This is a genomic window from Streptomyces sp. NPDC040718, from assembly GCF_055593565.1.
In genome coordinates, this window is sequence record NZ_JBVIXO010000003.1 from 537,188 (window position 1) to 553,810 (window position 16,623).

Consider the following 16,623-nt stretch of genomic DNA (forward strand, 5'->3'; position numbering starts at 1 on the left):
GACGGCCTTCAGAGCAGGTCCGGCACCTCGCCCGACGCCGCCCACGCGACCTCCACCCCCGGCAGGGCCGCCGCCCACGGCGCGGCCAGGGCCGACAGGGCGGCGGCGTCCGGCGGGGTCGGGCCCAGGCCCACCGCGTAGCGGGCGAAGGTGGCGGTCCGCTCGAACGGCCGGGGCCAGGCATGGCCGTCCGGGAGCCCGGCGAGCAGGGCCCGCATCCTGCCCCGCGCCCGGCCCAGCCGCTCCTCGAACTCCCCGGCCGCACCGCCCCGTACGGTCACCACCGCCCACGCCGCGTGCCGCCGGTGCAGCGGCGGCGGCGCCATCAGCCGGCCGAGGCCCTCGGGATCCGCCTCCAGCACCTCCCACGCCCGGTACAGCTCCCGGACCAGCAGGTCCCGCATCCCGGGCCCCACCTGCGCGGTGCAGCTGCGCACCGGCGCGCACGGCGTCAGGACCGTCACCGGGTCGCCCGACGGGGAGCGGCCCGCGCCCTCCGCCGGAAACAGGGACACCGGCCCGCTCCAGTCCCAGGCGGCCCAGGTCCCGAAGAACTCCCGCCGCAGCGCGGCGGGGGAGAGGTCCCCGCCGTCCCGGACCGCCCCGCGGACGGTACGCGCCGCGAGGACCGCCCAGGCCAGTCCCGGCAGCCCCCCGAAGGGCGCCGAGTCCAGCCCGCGCGCCCGAGCCCAGGCCTTGACCTCCCGCGCCAGCCCGGCGAAGGCGGCATGCTCCGCGCCCACGGACTCCCGTACCGCGTCGGCGTCGTCGAGCGCGCTCAGCGCCACCGCCGCGGGCTCGCCCAGCTCGGCGCGCCGGGCCACGGCCTCGTCCGGGTCCAGCGCCCCGGCGCCGACCAGCACCAGGTCCACGTCCAGCCCGGAGGCGTGCAGCCGCAGCCCCGGCACCCGTGCGCCCGTCACCTCCCGCAGCCGCCGAGCCCCCGGCAGCGCGGCCGCCACCCGTGCCCGCACCCCGGCGGCGTCCGCCGGCCCGGGCAGGACGGCCACCAGGTCCAGATCGGCCCCCGGCAGCGCGCAGCCCATCCGGCGGGAACCCGCCGTCCGCACCCGGCCCCCGGGCAGGGCCGCCGCGATCCGCGCCGCGAGCTCCTCGGCGGCACCCGGCACCTCGTCGGGCACCGCCGGAGCCTCCGGCCGGGGCAGGCGCACCGTGGCGGTGCCCAGCTCCACCACCGCCCGCACCCGCATCGGCCCGTCCCCGCGCCGCGACAGCACCGCCAGCTCCCCGACCCGGGCCGCACGCCCGCCCGGCCCGAGGCGCTCGGTGAACTCCCGCTCCGCCCGCCGCGGATCCGCGCTGCGGCCCAGCGTCAGGTGCGGGGTCCAGCCCTCGGCGTGCCCCCGGCAGCCCGGGAACCGGTCGGCCAGGGCGCGGCGCAGCTCCCGCCACGGCGCGTCGCCGTCCGGGCCCGCCGCCGGGTCCAGCCAGAGCGTGGCGCCCTCCCGGTGCCCGAAGGAGTGCACCCCCTCCAGCCGGGCGGTGAACGGCCCGGTGCCCGCCGCGACCTCCGCCAGCAGCGGCAGCGCCTCCCCGAAGGAGGACTCCGGCACGAAGCCGAACAGCAGGTTCACGTGCGCCGGCCAGCGGTCCGCCTGCGGGTCGTGCGCCCGGCGCAGCTCCCCGACCGCCGGGTCGGGCGGTGCCAGCCACGCCACGGCCGTCCGCGCCGACGCCGGTACGCGGCACCGCGCGGCCCCCGCGTCCGATACGGCATCCGATGCCGCGTCCGGGGTCGCGTACTCCACGGTGGCCTCGACCCCGAAGTGGTCGGAGACGAACAGCCCCTCCGGCCCCGGGGAGTCGCCCCTCAGCCCGGCCGACCGCACCCGGGCGCCGCCCGACGGGCCCAGCAGGATCCGGTCCAGCCGTGCCGCCCGCCCCGACAGCGAGCCCACGGCCGCCAGCGGATTGACCCCCGGGTCGAAGGTCGGGGTGTCGTCCCCCGGCCCGTGCACCTCGGTCCACGCGTCCCGCAGCCCCAGCGCGACGGCCGGGCCCCCGTCCCCGGAGCGGCCGTCGTTGAAGTCGCCGAGCAGCGCGACCCCGGCGTCGATCCCGCCCAGCCCCTCGGCGAGGCGCGCGAGTTCCCCCTCCCGCCGGCCGGCCCCGTCCTCGGTGTGGTCGCTGGTCAGGTGCGTCGCGGCGACGACCAGCGGGCCGCCCGCGGTGTCCACGGTGACTGCGGTGACCGCCTTGTGCGGGCGCAGCGCGTGCAGCCCCGCCTCCCGCACCGGCAGCCGGCTCAGCACCAGCAGCCCGTAGTCCGCGACGTCCGTACCCCGCGGGTCGGTGCCCAGGGTGTAGCCGGCCCGCACCCACGGCTCGGCCAGCAGCAGCGCCAGCAGCGCCGGTTCGACCTCCTGGAGGGCGATCACGTCGGCGGCGGCCGCCGCCAGGTCCGCCAGCAGCATGGGCCTGCGACGGGCGGTGGCGATGCGCGGGGCGTCGTAGCGGTCCCACAGGGTGTTCCAGGTCAGCAGCCGCACGCTCGCCGGAGGCCGCGCGGCCGGTCCGGCCTGTACGGGCCGCCAGCCGCCGGCCGCCGGGTCCCAGGCGTGCGGGGTCCGGGCGGTGAAGAACGGGGCGCTCAGCAGCCGTTGCTCCCGCACCCGTCCGGCGGGGGTCGAGTCGATCAGGTCGACCCCGGTGGCCCGGTCCCACACCAGTTCGCCGTCCGCCTCGACGAACAGCACCCGGTGCCAGGGGATGTCGCCGCCGGGCACGAAGGACGGCAGCGGTATCCGCTTGGGCGCGGCCCCCCGTTGCAGGAGGCCGAGGGTGAACCGCGCCGGGTCGAACCGGGGGTCCCAGCGGACCTGGTGGTAGAGCTGCTCACTGGTACGCATCAGACGTCGTCCCCCTCGCCGGCGTCCCTGAGGCCGCCCGTCGTGTCCTCGATCGTGCCGGCCGCCCCGATGTACCGGGTGCGGTGCGCCCGGCCCGGGTACGGCGGGCTGAACCGCCGCAGCTGCGCGGTCAGTACGGGCTCCGGCACCGGGTGCGGGCGCACGGCGTTGCGCCGCGCCAGCTCCGCCTCCCCGACCAGCGCCACCACCCGGGTGACCAGCGCGTCGCGGCGCCGTGCGACGGCACCGGCGAGGCCGCGCTGCTGCTCGGTGAGGGAGGTGGCGTCCCACACCACGGTGCCCCCGGCGGCCAGGGCCCGGTCCAGCCGCTCCAGGCCCTCGCGCAGCACTTCCGGATTGGCCCGCTGGTCGGCGCGCGCCCCCCGGGCCTCGCGCAGGTCGTCCAGGGCGATGTACGCGTCCACCCCGGGCAGGCTCCGCGCGAAGGTGCTCTTCCCGCTGCCCGAGGGCCCGCACAGCTGTACCAGGCGCGGGTACGCCGACCCGTCCCGCCAGCGCCAGGTGGCGGCCACCGCCTCCTCGGCCGTGGAGAGCGAGCCCCGTCCGAACGCCTCGCGGGTCTCGGCCCAGCAGCGGTCGGCGGCGTCGGCGTCCAGCCCGGCGAGGGCCTCGCGCAGTCCGGCCCGCAGCCCGCCGAGCGGGTCCGGGCCGAGCAGGCCGGCCTCCTCGGCGCACAGCGCCGACCACTCGGCGCACTCCAGTTCCCCGGCCGTCGCCGGGAGGGCGGAGGCCAGCGCGTGCAGCACCCCGAGGTCGGCGGCCGCCGCCATCCGCACCAGCCCGGCCCGCCGCTCCTCCTCGGGGAACGGCCGCCGCAGCGCCGGGTACAGCCCGACCAGGTCGGCCACCCGCCGCGCCGTCCGCATCCCGAGCGGGCCCGCCGCGAGCCGCGCCCCGAGGGCGGCCCGCGGCTCGCGGTGCAGCGCGGCGGCCAGTACGCCGGCCAGCCGGGCCTCCCCGGTGCGGCCCGCGCCGTCGAGCCGGGCGGTGACCTCGGCGACGGTCCGCTCCGCGGCCGCGTCGGCCGGCTCGGGCACCCCGAGGGCGGCGAGCAGCCCGGCCGGGTCCGGCTCGGAGCCGGAGCGGACCGCCCACAGCGGCGCGGCCGGGCCGAGCCCGTTGGGCACGACGGGCGCGTACATCCAGTGGGTGCCGGTCTGCACGTGCCCGCCCCGCACCCACTTGGCGACGTACCGGCCGAAGTCCGCGCGGTCGAAGCCGGCCGTGGTCCGCACGACGTAGCCCTCCTGGCGGGTGGTGTCGATCCGCAGCCTGCGCAGGACCCGCTCGTCGTAGACCCCGCGCCACAGGACGCGCGGCGCGGGAACGCCGAGGCGGCCGAGGAAGCGCAGCGTGCGGTCCCAGTCGAGGCAGTGGTCGCCGTCCCACACCGAGAACCCGTAGAACCAGCTGTCGAGTTCCTCGTAGGCGAGGGAGTGGCGGGCGTACAGGTTCTCCCCGCACACCCGCCAGCCGTCGGGTATCGCGGCGCCGATCCGGCCCTGGAGGCCCTTGACCCAGGCGCGGGAGGGGTGGTGGGCGGAGTCGAGGGAGCGGGCGTGCAGCCCGTCCGCGTACAGGGTGGTGTTCTCCCCGTCGAGCTTCTCGGTGACGACCACCTCGCGCCCGGCCAGCGCCGACGTACCGCCGGCGCGCACGTCGTCCGCCGTGGCACCGGGGGACCACGGCAGGTGCGCCGTGCGGGGGTAGTGCGTACGCATGACCGGCTCCAGGTCGGGTGACGGGGTGCCAGGTCACTCTAGGTATCCGGACCCGGAGCATCCACCCGATTTGCGCCCGGTCAGGTCGTCGTCCCCCCCGGTGACCCGCTCGACGGGCGGCGTGCCGGAAGCGGGCGGCCTCGGGCCCGATCGGTTCCCGGTCCGGCCGGTCCGGGCGCCGTCCGGTCAGCGGCACATGGCGACGATGGCCGGGTCCACCACGCCGTGGGCCGCCTCGCACAGGTGGCTCATGTCGTACGAGCGCTGCGGCGCGGGACGGGGTGCGGGGCGCGCGGGCTGACGCTTGCGGGGCTTGGGGGCGGGGGCCCGGTGGGCCGGGCGGGCGGGCCGGCCGGGGGCGGCGCGGCGCGGCGGGCGGTCGTCCGAGCGGGGCCCCGGACGGTGCGGGACGGCGGGCGCGGGCCGCGCGCCGGCCGGCCGCGGGTCGTCAGGCTCCGCGGGGGCCGCGGCGGGCGACGGCGCCGCCGCCTCGGGCACCTGTCCCAGCGGCAGGCCGCCCAGCACCCGGGGCGCCCACACGGTCCGCGCCGGCGCGGGCGGCTTCCCCGGCGGCCGGACGGTCACGCACCCGGTGGCCGCCACCAGCACGGCGAGCAGCAGGCACAGGGACAGGGGCAGCGGCAGGGTCCGGCGCGACGGCATCCGCCCACCCTGCCGCAACGGGACGCCGCAGGTCGCGCCCGCTCACACGGACGGGTGAGCGTACGTGGTCGGACCAGCCGCTTTCACACCACCGGTCCGCAGGACGGACCGTAGCGAGATCGACATAACGCGGCAATAAGCAGGTATGGCGCGGGCAAAGGGGAACCGGCGGGAGCCGGGGGAACCGCCGTAACCCGGCGGCCCGGCCCGCTGTTGCACAGGCGGCTGGTCCACCCACGGTGAACGGAGTACCGATGCCGCAGCTGACCGACGACCCCGGACGCGCGGGCACCTGGATGACCCCGGCGGAGTACGGGGCCTCGCGCGCCGCCCTCTGGACCGGAGCGACCGTCCTCGTCACCGACCCCGACGGGCGGGTCCTCGTCCAGACCGTCGACTACCGCCCCGACCGGCTGCTCCCCGGCGGCGCGGTGGACGCCGGGGAGGCGCCCTCGGCGGCCGCGGCCCGCGAGATGCGCGAGGAGCTCGGCGTCGACGGCCACTACCCGCGCGGGCTCGCCGTCGACTGGATCCCCGCCGACGTGCCCGGGATCCCGCCCGAGATGCGCTTCCCCGGCGAGATCCTGCACGTCTACGACGGCGGCACCTGGACCCCCGAGCGCATCCGGTCCGTCCGCCTGCCCGCGCAGGAGATCACCGGCATCGACTTCGCCGAGCCCGCCGACCTGCCCGCCCTGATGGACCCGGGCGACGCCCGCCGCGCCCTGTCCGCCCTCCGCGCCCGGATCAACGGCGCCGGCCCCGCCCTGCTGGAGGACGGCCGCCCCACCGCCCCCACCGCCCTGGACCGGCTCGGGGTCCTGCGCAGCCGGCGCACCCCCCAGCACGGCTCCTGGCACCCGGGCCCCGTCCCCGCCCACCTGCCCGTACGGGACCACACCGGCTGGCTCTTCGCCCCCGACGGCCGGGTGCTGCTGTTGGTCGCCCGCGCCACCGGCGCCGCGCACCTGCCCGCCCCCCGGGCGGAGCCCGCCGTCGGGGCGCTGCCGCTCGGCTACCGGTACGCCGACCGGGGCGCCCTGGCCCGTACGGCGGCCCGGCTCACGTCGCTGTCCCCGGCCGCGGACCCGGCGTACGCCCGGCTGCTGGCCACCCCCGAGCAGGTACGGGAGCTCAGCGACTGGGGACCGGCCGGGCGGGACGAGCTCGCCGCCGTGCACGCGGCCCGCACCCACCTCGGCCTGCCCGCCCCGCTGCGCACCCCGCCCGCGGAACTCCCCGAGCAGGGGCTGCGCTGGTGAGGGGCCCGGCCGGCCGATGCCCGGCCCGCCAATGCCGGGCGCGCGGCGGCCGGTCCCGCAGCATGGGGCCATGAGCGACAGCGCGATCGACTACACCGTGTACATCCAGGCCGACCCCGCCCGGGTCTGGCAGGCCCTCACCGCCCCGGCGTACACCCGCCGCTACTGGGACCTGACCTTCGAGACGGACTGGGCGGTGGGTTCGACGATGGACTGGGTCGAGCGCGGTACCCGCACCAGCGACCCCGAGCAGGTCGTGCTCGAATGCGTCCCGGACCGCCGGCTCTCCTACACCTGGCACACCTTCAGCACCCAGTGGGCGGACTCCGCCGGGATCGCCGAAGAGCTGCGGGCCGAGCTGGCGGCCGAACCGCGCACGAGGGTGACGTACGAGATCGAGCCGGTCGGGGACACCCTCGCCCGCCTCACCGTCCGCCACGAGGGCTTCACTCCGGGCGGCACCCTCATCGGCATGTGCTCCGCCGCCTGGCCGATGCTCGTCTCCAGCATCAAGACGCTCCTGGAGACCGGCGCACCGCTGCCCGAGCCCGATCCGGGCAGGCCCGGCTCAGGGAAGTGACCAGATCCGGGTCGTCACGAGGTAGAACACGAGCACCCAGAACGCCATCACCACCGCGACGATCCCGAGGCCGATGAGGTTGGTCCGGGCCGGGGGCTCGTTCTCGGCCGGCCGCAGCCACCGCCTGAGCAGCGGGTTCACGTAGTGCGGCATCGTGAGGAAGCTCATGAGGAAGCTCGACAGCAGGTTGCCCACCAGCAGTCCGAGCCACAGCGGCATCTTCAGCGGCGACAGGGCCAGCGTCAGCAGCACCACGGTCGGGTACAGGCCGACCCAGACCGCCACGGAGGTCTTCGTCTCCGAGGGCGGCGGCGCCTCCCTGCCGTTCTCCGCGAAGGCGAACCAGCTGCCGAAGGAGTTGTCGATGGTGCGCAGCTTGAACTCGCTGAACTTCTGGCCCTCGGCGAGCACCTCCTGCCGCTTGGCCGAGGTCAGCCAGGCGTCGAGGTGCTCGGCGTTGTCGTAGCGGTACAGGGTGGTCCAGTCCTCCTGGAGGCCCTCGACCGGGCGGAAGACCTCGCTGCCCCGGTAGCCCTCGAACTTGCTCTCCTCGTGGCTCATGCGGCGCTGCCAGGCGAGGAATTCGTCGACCTGGCCCGGGTGGACGTGGTGGCTGACCACGACGGTCACCAGCGGGTCCGTCGGCTGCGAGCCGCCGCTGATGACCTGCTGGGTCGCGGGGCCGTCGAAGTACTTCTCGCCGACGTCCAGGAGCCGCTGCCGGGTCGCCCCGTTCATCCACGCCTGGAGGTGGGCGATCGAGTCGAACCGGTAGACGATCACCCAGTCGGGCTGGAGCGGCGTCGGCGGGGAGACCTCGGCGCCGAGGTAGCCGGGGTAGTCCGCCGCGGCGGTGTTGACCCCGTTCTGCCACTCCTCGTACTCCCGCTCCCTGCCGGGCAGCACCTTCCGGCCGATGATCACCGTGGCCGAGGCGTCCGCCTGCGCGCCGGTGCTCATCGTCTCGGACCCGTCGACGCCGGACTGCTCTCACCCAGCCGGCTGTAGATCCGCTCCGGGGTCAGGGGCAGTTCGCGGAAGCGGACTCCGGTGGCGTCGCGCAGCGCGTTCGCCAGGGCCGGGGCCACCGGGTTGATGCAGCACTCCGCCATGCCCTTGGAGTGCATGGCCCCGACCGAGTCCGCCGAGTTCACGAAGAGCACCTCGGTGCGCGGCGCGTCGGCGTAGCTGGGGATGCGGTAGTTGCGCAGGTTCGGGTTGGCCATGGCGCCGGCCGCGTCGACCATGAAGTTCTCGGTGAGCGCGAACCCGATGCCCTGCGTGACGCCGCCGTCGACCTGGCCCCGTACCTGCTCGGGGTTGATCAGCACGCCGGCGTCGGCAGCCTGCACGCTGTAGAGGATCCGGATCTCGCCCGTCACCGGGTGCACGGCGATGCGGAACCCCTGCGTATTGGAGGTGACGCTGCGCGGCGAGCCGTACGCCTTGCGGGCCGCCGTGAACCGGATGCCGCGCGCCCGGGCCAGGGCGACGAGCTCGGACAGCGGGACGCGGTCGTCGCCGCAGACGACGTGGTCGTCCTCCATCGTGCACATGACCACGTGGACGCCGGTGTGCGCGGCGGCGAACTCCACGATCCGGTCGCGCACCGCGTTCGCCGCCCGCAGCACGGCGTTGCCCGCGACGAACAGCCCGGCACTGGCGAAGGCGCCGGTGTCGAACCCCGTGCGGTCGGTGTCGGACTGCACCAGACGGATCCGCGAGGGCGTCGTGCCCAGCTGGTTGGCCGCGATCTGGACGTGCGCGGTGGAGGTCCCCTCGCCGAACTCGACCGTCCCGACGGCCAGTTCGTAGACGAGGTCGTCGCCGAGGGTGATCCAGGCCTCGGAGATGTGCTCGGTCGGGGGAGCCGTCTCGTGCAGCGAGCTCGCCACGCCGGTCCCGACGAGCCATCCGGGGCCGGGGGCGGGCTGGTCGGCGGTACGGGCCAGGGCGCCGGCCACCAGGTCGATGCACTTGCCGAGCCCGTCCTCGTTGAACATCACGTCGTCGGGGCCGTCGTGCATCGCGACCAGCGGGTCGCCCGGGCGCACGATGTTGCGGCGGCGCAGCTCCAGCGGATCCATGTGCAGGGCCAGTGCCAGCTCGTCCATCGCCGACTCCACGGCGAAGGCCGGCTGGGTCATCCCGTAGCCGCGCAGCGCCCCGCTGGGAACGGTGTTGGTGTAGACGGAGTAGGCGTCGTACTTCTTGTTGGGGCAGCGGTACATCATGACGGCGGCGCCGCCCGCGTACAGGGTCTCGCCGCCGTGGTTGCCGTACGCGCCGGTGTTGGACATGTTGCGTACCTGGAAGGCGGTGAGCGTGCCGTCCGCCTTCGCGCCGAGCCTGACCGTCAGCTTCATCGGGTGCCGCGGCGAGGCGGTGGTGAACTCCTCCTCGCGCGTGAACTCGTAGCAGACGGGCCGTCCGGTGTCGATCGCGGCCAGCGCGGCCAGGTCCTCCGAGATGACCTCCTGCTTGCCGCCGAACCCGCCGCCCACGCGCTTGCAGAACACGCGGACCCGGTCCGGGCGCAGCGCGAACAGGTACTCCAGTTTGACCTTCGCGATCGACGGGGACTGGGAGCTGGTGCGGACGACCAGCCGGCCGTCCTCCATCCACGCGATCGACCCGTGGGTCTCCAGGTGGGCGTGCTGCACGCGCGGGGAGGAGTACGTGCCCTCGTGGACGACGTCGGCCGCCGCGAACCCGGCGTCGACGTCGCCGATGTGCGAGTGGATCTCCAGCAGCAGGTTGTGGACGCTGTCGCGGACGAACGGGTCCTCCGAGCCGTGCAGTTGGGGTGCCCCGTCGGCCATGGCCTCCTCGGGGTCGAACACCGCCGGCAGCACCTCGTACTCCACGGCAACCTTCCGGCAGCCCTCCTCCGCCGCGCCGGGCGTCTCGGCCAGGACCGCCACGACGCGCTGGCCGACGAAGCGGACGGTGTCGTCGAGGATGTACGTGTCGTCCGGATCGACGAGGTGGTCGGTGTGGATCGCCGTGGTGAAGCGCCTGCGCGGGACGTCCTCCCACGAGTAGACGCGGAGCACCCCGGGCACCGCGAGCGCCGGCCCCTTGTCGATCGACACGATCCGGGCGTGGGCGTGCGGCGAGTGCAGCACCTTCAGGTGCAGCATGCCCTCCACTCGGGTGTCCATCGTGAACTCGGCGCGCCCGGTCACCACGTCCTCGGCCGCCGGGGCGCCGACGCTCGTCCCGACCGCCCTGCCCGGCGCGGCCGTCTCCACGTGCGCGACGCCCTTCACGGCGTCCTCGATGGCGCGGTAGCCGGTGCAGCGGCACAGGTTGCCCTTCAGGGCCCTGGGCAGGTCGGCCTTCTGGGCCTCGGTGAAGGTGGCCGAGGTCATGATCATCCCGGCGGTGCAGAAGCCGCACTGGAAGCCCGGGGCGTCGCGGAACCGCCGCTGGACCGGGTGCAGGTCGCCCGGCGATCCGAGCCCCTCGATGGTGGTCACCGCACGGCCCTCCGCGCGGAAGGCGGGGGTGATGCAGCTGTGGACGGGGACGCCGTCGAGCCAGACCGTGCAGGCGCCGCAGTCCCCGGCGTCGCAGCCCTTCTTGACCCCGAAGTGGCCGAGGGAGCGGAGGAAGGTGCGCAGGCACTGGCCGGGAGCGGGCTCCTGCTCGAAGTCCCTGCCGTTGACGAGGTAGGTCATGCCGGGCCCCCGGTGACGAGTTCGCGCCGGATCTCTTCGGCGAAGTGCCGTGTCAGGTGCCTGCGGTGGTCGGGGGTCCCGTTGGGGTCGGCGAACCAGACGTCGGCGGGGACGGCGTCGATGCTCTGCCGCAGGGTCAGGGCGTCGGGCATGTGGTCGAAGGCGAACCGCACGGGCCGGGTGGTGCCGGCGGTCACGGTGAGCAGCAGGTTGTCCGTCCCGGGGGCGTGCGTGCCGATCAGGAACACCGTCGAGCGGCCCAGCCGGGTCAGGGTGAAGCGGCGGTGCGCGGCGCGCTTGCCGAGGGCGTGCGCCGGGACGTCGACCCGGCGCAGCAGTTCGCCGGGGCCGAGGACGTTGCGGTTGTTGCCGGTCACGAAGTCGAGGGCGTCGACGGTGCGCACGGACCCGTCGGCGCCCCACAGCTCGTACCGGGCCTCCAGGGCGACCGTGAGCGTGATCATCGGCCCGGCCGGGAGGGACATGCAGATGTTGCCGCCGACGGTGGCGGCGTTCCAGACCTTGAACGAGGACAGGAACGCCTCGCAGGCCGTCGGGATGAGTGCTCCCGCGGTCCACTCGGACGGCGGCCGGAACGCGTACAGGTCGCGGACGGTGCAGGTCGCGCCGATCTCCAGGCCCGCGTCACCGGGGACGAGGGGCTCCCAGGGCAGCGCCGTCAGGTCGATGAGGCGCCGCAGGTGCGGCTGCTCCGCCGAGTACAGCCACGTTCCGCCGGCGAGCCAGGCGTCGCCCTCGCGCCAGAGTGCGCCCGGGTGGCCGGAGGGGCGGCGGACGACTTCGGTGATGGTGTTGAGATCCATGGGGACCGGCTCTCCCTCACGACGGAGATCGCGGACGGTCACCCGCGGGGCCGGTGGGCCGCGGCATCGGCGTTCGGACGCCGGGGCCGGACCTCCCGGGAACGGGACGCGGGCCGGCGGGCGCGGAGATCCTTTTCAGGATAGGGCTGAGGGGGCGGCCCCGCCATGCCGGCCGCGGGTCCCCGGTGGCCCTGGGCCGTGTCCCTCGGCGCATGCCGGGCCCCGGCGTTCCCTGATCGGAATTTCTTGATCGACAGACGGGTTCGCGTGTATGGACCACACACCAGGAGGCGTGACAGGCATGGCATTCGAACACCACCGCGTCGTCATCACCGCGGCCGGGCGCGACTTCGGGCGGACCCTCGCCCTCAGCTTCGCCGCACGGGGCGCCGAGGTACACCTCTCCGCCCGCACCCGGGAGGGCGCCGAGCGGGTCCGCGAGGAGATCATCGCCCAGGGCCACGACGCCGCCCGGATCCACGCCTACGCCTGCGACCTCACGGACCCGGCCTCCGTACGCGACTTCGCGGAGGCCGTCGCCGCCCGCGCGGGCCACGTGGACGTCCTGGTCAACAACGGCTCCCGCTACCAGCACGGGACGGACCTGCTCTCCGCCACCGACGAGGCCGTCGTCGACACCCTCGCCTCCGGGGCCACCGGCACCGTCCTGGTGACCAAGGCCTTCCTCCCGCTCCTCCTCAAGTCGCAGAAGCCGGACATCGTGACCATGGTCTCCAGCTGCGGCGAGACCGGGAACCACCGCTCCGACGCGCACGACGCCTTCTACGCCGCCAAGAGCGCCCAGGCCGGATTCACCGAGAGCCTCTCCCGCCGGCTGCGGGGCCGGGGGGTCCGCGTGATCTCGCTCTACCCCCCGGACTTCGACAACCACGATCCGCTCTCCCCTGCCTGGGAGGACGCCCCGCGCACCGCCCACGACGCGCTCACCGCGCAGTCCCTGGTGGACTGCGTCTTCTTCGCCGTCGGGCAGCCCCGCGACTGCTTCATCAAGTCCTTCCACTTCGAGCAGGCCGGCGCCGCCCCGGCGCACTGACCCCACCCCCCGCCCCGGGCCCGCGCGGGGCGGTCGTGTGGAATGTGTGCCATGGGGAGCCCAGGACACCAGATACGCCGCGCGCCGGCGGCCGGCCCGACGACTACGGCCCGGCCGCCGGAGCAGGCCGTCGCCACCGACCGCTGGCGCTACGCCCGCCACCTCGACCTGCTCGCCGCCGCCGGGGCGGCCGGCGTGGCGGTCGAGGCCGGGGCGGTGGCGGAGGTGCTGCTCGACCGGGACCCGGTGATGGCGCAGAGCGCGGTGGTGACCCATCTGGACCGCCGCGCCGTACGGCTGCTGCCCGGCGCCGCGTTCCGCGACTGGGCCCGCGCCCTGCACCGCGTACTCGACGGCCACGCGTTCCCGGCTCTGCGGCTGCGCGAATGGACCCTGCTGAAGGCCGTCGAGGCGGGCGGGGAGTGGTCGCGCGCGGAACTGGCCGCCGCCTCCGACTGGTGCCAGCGCACCGCGGCGCGGTCGCCGGCCCCGGACGAGGCGCTGGCCCTGCTGGCCGCCTCCGGGCGGACCCGGAGCGTGCGCAACGCGGCCGCCCGGAGACTCGACCGGCGAGCCACCTCCTGATTCGGGACGATCAGGCGAACGAGTTCTCGCCATAAGGCTGTTCGGGGGTTTAGGGTCTGCATACCCGGCCGGGTGTCAGAGCTGGACCGATGCCGTTCCGCTGGAGGATGACTCTCCGTGTCGCACGTTTCGCAGGCCCCCGTCACCACCCCCGACGCCGGGTCGCCCGCACCGCCCGCACCGCCCGCACCGCCCGCACCGCCCGCGCCGCCCGCGCCCAAGGCGTACAGCGAGGTGGAGGGCTGGTTCTCGGCGTATGACCAGGTCCTCTTCGACTGGTTCCTGAGCCGCCAGAACGAGGCCGCTCCGGTGGCGGGCGACATCCTGGAACTGGGCGCCTTCATGGGCAAGAGCGCGATCTTCCTCGCCGGATACCTCCGCGAGGGCGAGCGGTTCACGGTCTGTGACCTCTTCGACTCGCCGGCACCCGACGACTCCAACGTCGAGGAAGTGCGGGACTCGTACCCCACCCTCACCCGCCGCGGGTTCGAGACGAACTACCTCGCCTTCCACGAGGCACTGCCGACGGTCATCCAGGCCCCGACCTCCGTCGTGGCCGAAAGGGTCCGCCCCGGAAGCTGCCGCTTCGTCCACGTCGACGCCTCCCACCTCCACGAGCACGTCGTACAGGACGTGGCCTCCTCGCGGATCGTCGCCACCCCGGACGCCGTGGTGGTCTTCGACGACTACCGTTCCGCCCACTGCCCCGGCGTCGCCGCCGCCGTCTGGGCCGCCGTGGCCACCGGCGAGCTGCACCCGATCGCCGTGTCCGCCTCGAAGCTGTACGCGACCTGGGGCGACCCGGAGCCCTGGCAGGCGGCGCTGCGCACCTGGCTGGAGGGCCGCACCGACCTGTGGCACGGCGTGGACGTCATCGACGGCAAGCCGCTGGTGCGCATAGGTGACGAGGGCGTCTCGGCGCCGCCCGCGCCCGAGCCGCTGCACCCGCCGGCCCCCGGACCCGCCCCGGCCCGCCCCGCCTCGAAGCCCGCGCCGCGGCCGGGCGTGCGCTGGCGCAGGCTGGCCAAGGACCTGCTCCCGCCGGTGGTCACCCGCGCGATAGTGGCCCGGCGCCGCCGGGCCCGCGCCTGACCCGAGCCGTGCCGTGACCCGGTGTCCGGGGGACCCCCGGACACCGGGTCACGGGCCTTCAGAGGCCCTTGCGGACCCGGGCCGCGCGACGGGCCTCGGCGGCCTGGCGCGCCTCGATGGTCTTGCGGGACTCCTTGCCCCGGCCCGGGCGGGTGCCGATGCCCCGGAAACCGAGCTCCGTACCGCTCGGGCGGCCCTTGGCGTCGGTCGGCAGGGCCCCGGACAGCGGGACCCCGGAGGGCTTCTTCGCGCCGGTGATCCGGCTCAGTGCCGCCTCGCCGGAGCGCACCTGCGTGATGCTGGGACGGATCTTGGCGTCGGCCATCAGGCGCACCATGTCGCGCCGCTGGTTGGGGGTGACCAGGGTGACCACCTTGCCGGACTCGCCCGCCCGCGCGGTGCGGCCGCCGCGGTGCAGGTAGTCCTTGCTGTCCGCCGGCGGGTCCACGTTGACCACGAGGTCGAGGTCGTCGATGTGGATGCCCCGGGCGGCCACGTTCGTCGCGACCAGGACCGTGATCAGGCCGTCCTTGAACTGGCCGAGGGTCCTGGTCCGCTGCGGCTGGGACTTCCCGCTGTGCAGCCCCTCGGCCCGTACGCCCATGGCCCGCAGGTGCTTCACGAACTGGTCCACGCCGTGCTTGGTGTCCAGGAACATGATCACCCGGCCCTCGCGGGCCGCGATCTCCGTCGCCGCCGAGACCTTGTCCGCCGCGTGGATGTGCAGCACGTGGTGGTCCATCGTGCCGACCGACGCCGACTGCGGGTCCACGGAGTGGGAGACCGGGTCCTTCAGGTACCGGCGCACGAGCTGGTCGACATTGCGGTCCAGGGTGGCCGAGAACAGCATCCGCTGCCCGTCGTGGTGCACCTGGTCCAGGATCTCCGTGACCTGCGGCATGAAGCCCATGTCGCACATCTGGTCGGCCTCGTCCAGCACCGTGATCCGCACCCGCTCCAGGTGCACGTCACGCCGTCCGACCAGGTCGCTGAGCCGGCCGGGGGTGGCGACCACGACCTCCGCGCCGGTGCGCAGCGCGCTGGTCTGGCGGCCGATGGAGAGCCCGCCGACGACGGTGGCCATGCGCAGCTTCAGGGCCTGCGCGTACGGGGTCAGCGCCTCGGTCACCTGCTGCGCCAGCTCGCGCGTCGGTACGAGGACCAGGGCGAGCGGCCGCTTGGGGTCGGCCTGCCGGCCGGCCGTGCGGGCCAGCAGGGCCAGGCCGAAGGCGAGGGTCTTGCCGGAGCCGGTGCGGCCGCGGCCGAGGATGTCGCGTCCCGCGAGGGAGTTGGGCAGGGTGGCCGCCTGGATCGGGAAGGGCTCCCGCACCTCCTGCTCGGCCATGGTCCTCACCAGCTCAGCGGGCAGTCCGAGTTCGTCGAACGAGGCCACCGGGGGCAGTGCCGGGGTGGTGGTCCGCGGCATGGCGAACTCACCCTGGGGGCCGAGGGTCCGGGGGGCCTTGCCGGCTCCCCTGGCTCCCGGCTTGGAGCCTGCCTTCGCCCCGGCCTTGATGCCGAAACGCCCGTGAGCTGACGGGTTCTTCATGCAGAACCTTCCGTGAGGAGAGTGAGGCGGCCGGGGGCCGTGGTGGGGGAACGGCGACGAGCCGGGGTCCGTACCCCTCGGTACGGTCCCCGGCTCGTCGTACGCGTCCGCACCGGGCGGGGGCGCCCCGCGCCTCGAGTTTCCCGGCCATTTTACCAGCCGGTCACCGGCCGGGCCTGGGGTCCAGCTCCCCGGACCGTACCTGGGCGAGGTGGGCCCGCATCTCGACCGTCGCCCGGCCGAACCAGTCGGCGATCACGGCGGTCTCGTCGGGGGTGTACTCGGCGAACAGGGCGCCGAGCCGGTCGTAGAAGGGCTGGTAGGTGGCGATGACCCGGGCGGCGGCCTCGGGGTCGGCCACCACCCGCACCCGGCGGCGGTCGGCGGGATCGGGCTGCCGGCGGGCGTACCCGGCCTTCTCCAGCCGGTTGAGCACGCCGGTGACGGCGCCGGTGGTGAGGTTCACCAGCCCGGCGAGGTCGCCGGCCGAGAGGGGCTTGTCGCAGGCGGCCAGGATGTGGGCGAGGCAGGTCAGGTCGGTGACGTTGATCCCGAGGAGCTGGGCCACCTCCTGCTGGCCGATGAGGCCGAGGGCCACGTACTGGTCCATGCGCGCGATCGCCTCCCCGGCCGTGGCCGCGGGGCGGGGCTTGCCGTGCACCGACATTCTCCTTAGTATCTAAGTTACTTAGCTCGTGAGATAAATGATCCTGCTCCGA

13 protein-coding genes are annotated in these 16,623 nt (G+C 75.2%); 5 read left to right on the top strand and 8 right to left on the bottom strand.

The window, feature by feature from the left end; translation table 11 throughout:
• Window positions 1-8: 8 nt before the first annotated feature.
• From ACZ597_RS11200 to ACZ597_RS11210, 3 genes are all read right to left on the bottom strand, one after another.
• Window positions 9-2,870, bottom strand: coding sequence for a poly(A) polymerase (locus ACZ597_RS11200; protein ID WP_471327866.1), 2,862 nt, complete (start codon window positions 2,868-2,870; stop codon window positions 9-11).
• Window positions 2,870-4,612 (bottom strand): RNA ligase family protein, encoded by a 1,743-nt coding sequence (locus tag ACZ597_RS11205; RefSeq protein WP_471327868.1) that lies wholly within the window; start codon window positions 4,610-4,612, stop codon window positions 2,870-2,872. Before ACZ597_RS11205 ends, ACZ597_RS11200 begins: the two co-directional genes overlap by 1 nt.
• 186 nt (window positions 4,613-4,798) lie before the next feature.
• Window positions 4,799-5,275, bottom strand: coding sequence for a hypothetical protein (locus tag ACZ597_RS11210; protein WP_471327869.1), 477 nt, complete (start codon window positions 5,273-5,275; stop codon window positions 4,799-4,801).
• A 254-nt stretch (window positions 5,276-5,529) separates the two neighbouring features.
• Between ACZ597_RS11210 and ACZ597_RS11215 the strand changes: the two genes are divergently transcribed.
• Window positions 5,530-6,537 carry an NUDIX domain-containing protein gene (locus ACZ597_RS11215; protein WP_471327871.1) on the top strand — a complete coding sequence of 336 codons (1,008 nt, stop codon included), beginning with the start codon at window positions 5,530-5,532 and terminating at the stop codon, window positions 6,535-6,537.
• A gap of 70 nt (window positions 6,538-6,607) precedes the next feature.
• Entirely contained in the window at window positions 6,608-7,117 is a 510-nt protein-coding gene (locus tag ACZ597_RS11220; protein ID WP_471327873.1) for an SRPBCC family protein, read from the top strand.
• Here ACZ597_RS11220 and ACZ597_RS11225 read toward each other — a convergent pair.
• From ACZ597_RS11225 to ACZ597_RS11235, 3 genes are read right to left on the bottom strand one after another with little or no spacing between them, the layout of a single operon-like run.
• On the bottom strand, window positions 7,106-8,077 hold the full coding sequence (locus ACZ597_RS11225; RefSeq protein WP_471327874.1) for an antibiotic biosynthesis monooxygenase: 972 nt from the start codon (window positions 8,075-8,077) through the stop codon (window positions 7,106-7,108). The two genes, ACZ597_RS11220 and ACZ597_RS11225, sit on opposite strands and share 12 nt — an antisense overlap.
• The gene (locus ACZ597_RS11230; RefSeq protein ID WP_471327876.1) at window positions 8,074-10,800 is read right to left on the bottom strand and encodes a molybdopterin-dependent oxidoreductase; all 2,727 of its coding nucleotides are present in this window, start codon (window positions 10,798-10,800) and stop codon (window positions 8,074-8,076) included. The genes ACZ597_RS11225 and ACZ597_RS11230 overlap by 4 nt, the downstream gene beginning before the upstream one ends.
• Window positions 10,797-11,624, bottom strand: coding sequence for an FAD binding domain-containing protein (locus tag ACZ597_RS11235; RefSeq protein WP_471327877.1), 828 nt, complete (start codon window positions 11,622-11,624; stop codon window positions 10,797-10,799). The genes ACZ597_RS11230 and ACZ597_RS11235 overlap by 4 nt, the downstream gene beginning before the upstream one ends.
• 301 nt (window positions 11,625-11,925) lie before the next feature.
• Between ACZ597_RS11235 and ACZ597_RS11240 the strand changes: the two genes are divergently transcribed.
• From ACZ597_RS11240 to ACZ597_RS11250, 3 genes are all read left to right on the top strand, one after another.
• Window positions 11,926-12,678 carry an SDR family oxidoreductase gene (locus tag ACZ597_RS11240; RefSeq protein ID WP_471327878.1) on the top strand — a complete coding sequence of 251 codons (753 nt, stop codon included), beginning with the start codon at window positions 11,926-11,928 and terminating at the stop codon, window positions 12,676-12,678.
• A 51-nt stretch (window positions 12,679-12,729) separates the two neighbouring features.
• Window positions 12,730-13,263 (top strand): hypothetical protein, encoded by a 534-nt coding sequence (locus tag ACZ597_RS11245; RefSeq protein WP_471327880.1) that lies wholly within the window; start codon window positions 12,730-12,732, stop codon window positions 13,261-13,263.
• Window positions 13,264-13,497: 234 nt separating this feature from the next.
• Window positions 13,498-14,355, top strand: a complete 858-nt coding sequence (locus ACZ597_RS11250) for a class I SAM-dependent methyltransferase (RefSeq protein WP_471327980.1) — start codon at window positions 13,498-13,500, stop codon at window positions 14,353-14,355.
• Between the two features lie 58 nt (window positions 14,356-14,413).
• On the opposite strand, the gene ACZ597_RS11255 is transcribed toward ACZ597_RS11250, so the two are convergent.
• Together ACZ597_RS11255 and ACZ597_RS11260 are read right to left on the bottom strand one after the other, a co-directional pair.
• Entirely contained in the window at window positions 14,414-15,904 is a 1,491-nt protein-coding gene (locus ACZ597_RS11255) for a DEAD/DEAH box helicase (protein ID WP_471327881.1), read from the bottom strand.
• A 163-nt stretch (window positions 15,905-16,067) separates the two neighbouring features.
• Window positions 16,068-16,565: a MarR family transcriptional regulator gene (locus tag ACZ597_RS11260; RefSeq protein ID WP_471327882.1), complete on the bottom strand. Its 498-nt coding sequence runs from the start codon at window positions 16,563-16,565 to the stop codon at window positions 16,068-16,070.
• Window positions 16,566-16,623: the final 58 nt, after the last annotated feature.

Coding starts and splice junctions, on each gene's coding strand:
- ACZ597_RS11220 (WP_471327873.1), top strand. CDS start 6,608: ATGAGCGACAGCGCGATCGACTACACCGTGTACATCCAGGCCGACCCC.
- ACZ597_RS11225 (WP_471327874.1), bottom strand. CDS start 8,077: ATGAGCACCGGCGCGCAGGCGGACGCCTCGGCCACGGTGATCATCGGC.
- ACZ597_RS11205 (WP_471327868.1), bottom strand. CDS start 4,612: ATGCGTACGCACTACCCCCGCACGGCGCACCTGCCGTGGTCCCCCGGT.
- ACZ597_RS11200 (WP_471327866.1), bottom strand. CDS start 2,870: ATGCGTACCAGTGAGCAGCTCTACCACCAGGTCCGCTGGGACCCCCGG.
- ACZ597_RS11215 (WP_471327871.1), top strand. CDS start 5,530: ATGCCGCAGCTGACCGACGACCCCGGACGCGCGGGCACCTGGATGACC.
- ACZ597_RS11210 (WP_471327869.1), bottom strand. CDS start 5,275: ATGCCGTCGCGCCGGACCCTGCCGCTGCCCCTGTCCCTGTGCCTGCTG.
- ACZ597_RS11230 (WP_471327876.1), bottom strand. CDS start 10,800: ATGACCTACCTCGTCAACGGCAGGGACTTCGAGCAGGAGCCCGCTCCC.
- ACZ597_RS11245 (WP_471327880.1), top strand. CDS start 12,730: ATGGGGAGCCCAGGACACCAGATACGCCGCGCGCCGGCGGCCGGCCCG.
- ACZ597_RS11255 (WP_471327881.1), bottom strand. CDS start 15,904: ATGAAGAACCCGTCAGCTCACGGGCGTTTCGGCATCAAGGCCGGGGCG.
- ACZ597_RS11235 (WP_471327877.1), bottom strand. CDS start 11,624: ATGGATCTCAACACCATCACCGAAGTCGTCCGCCGCCCCTCCGGCCAC.
- ACZ597_RS11240 (WP_471327878.1), top strand. CDS start 11,926: ATGGCATTCGAACACCACCGCGTCGTCATCACCGCGGCCGGGCGCGAC.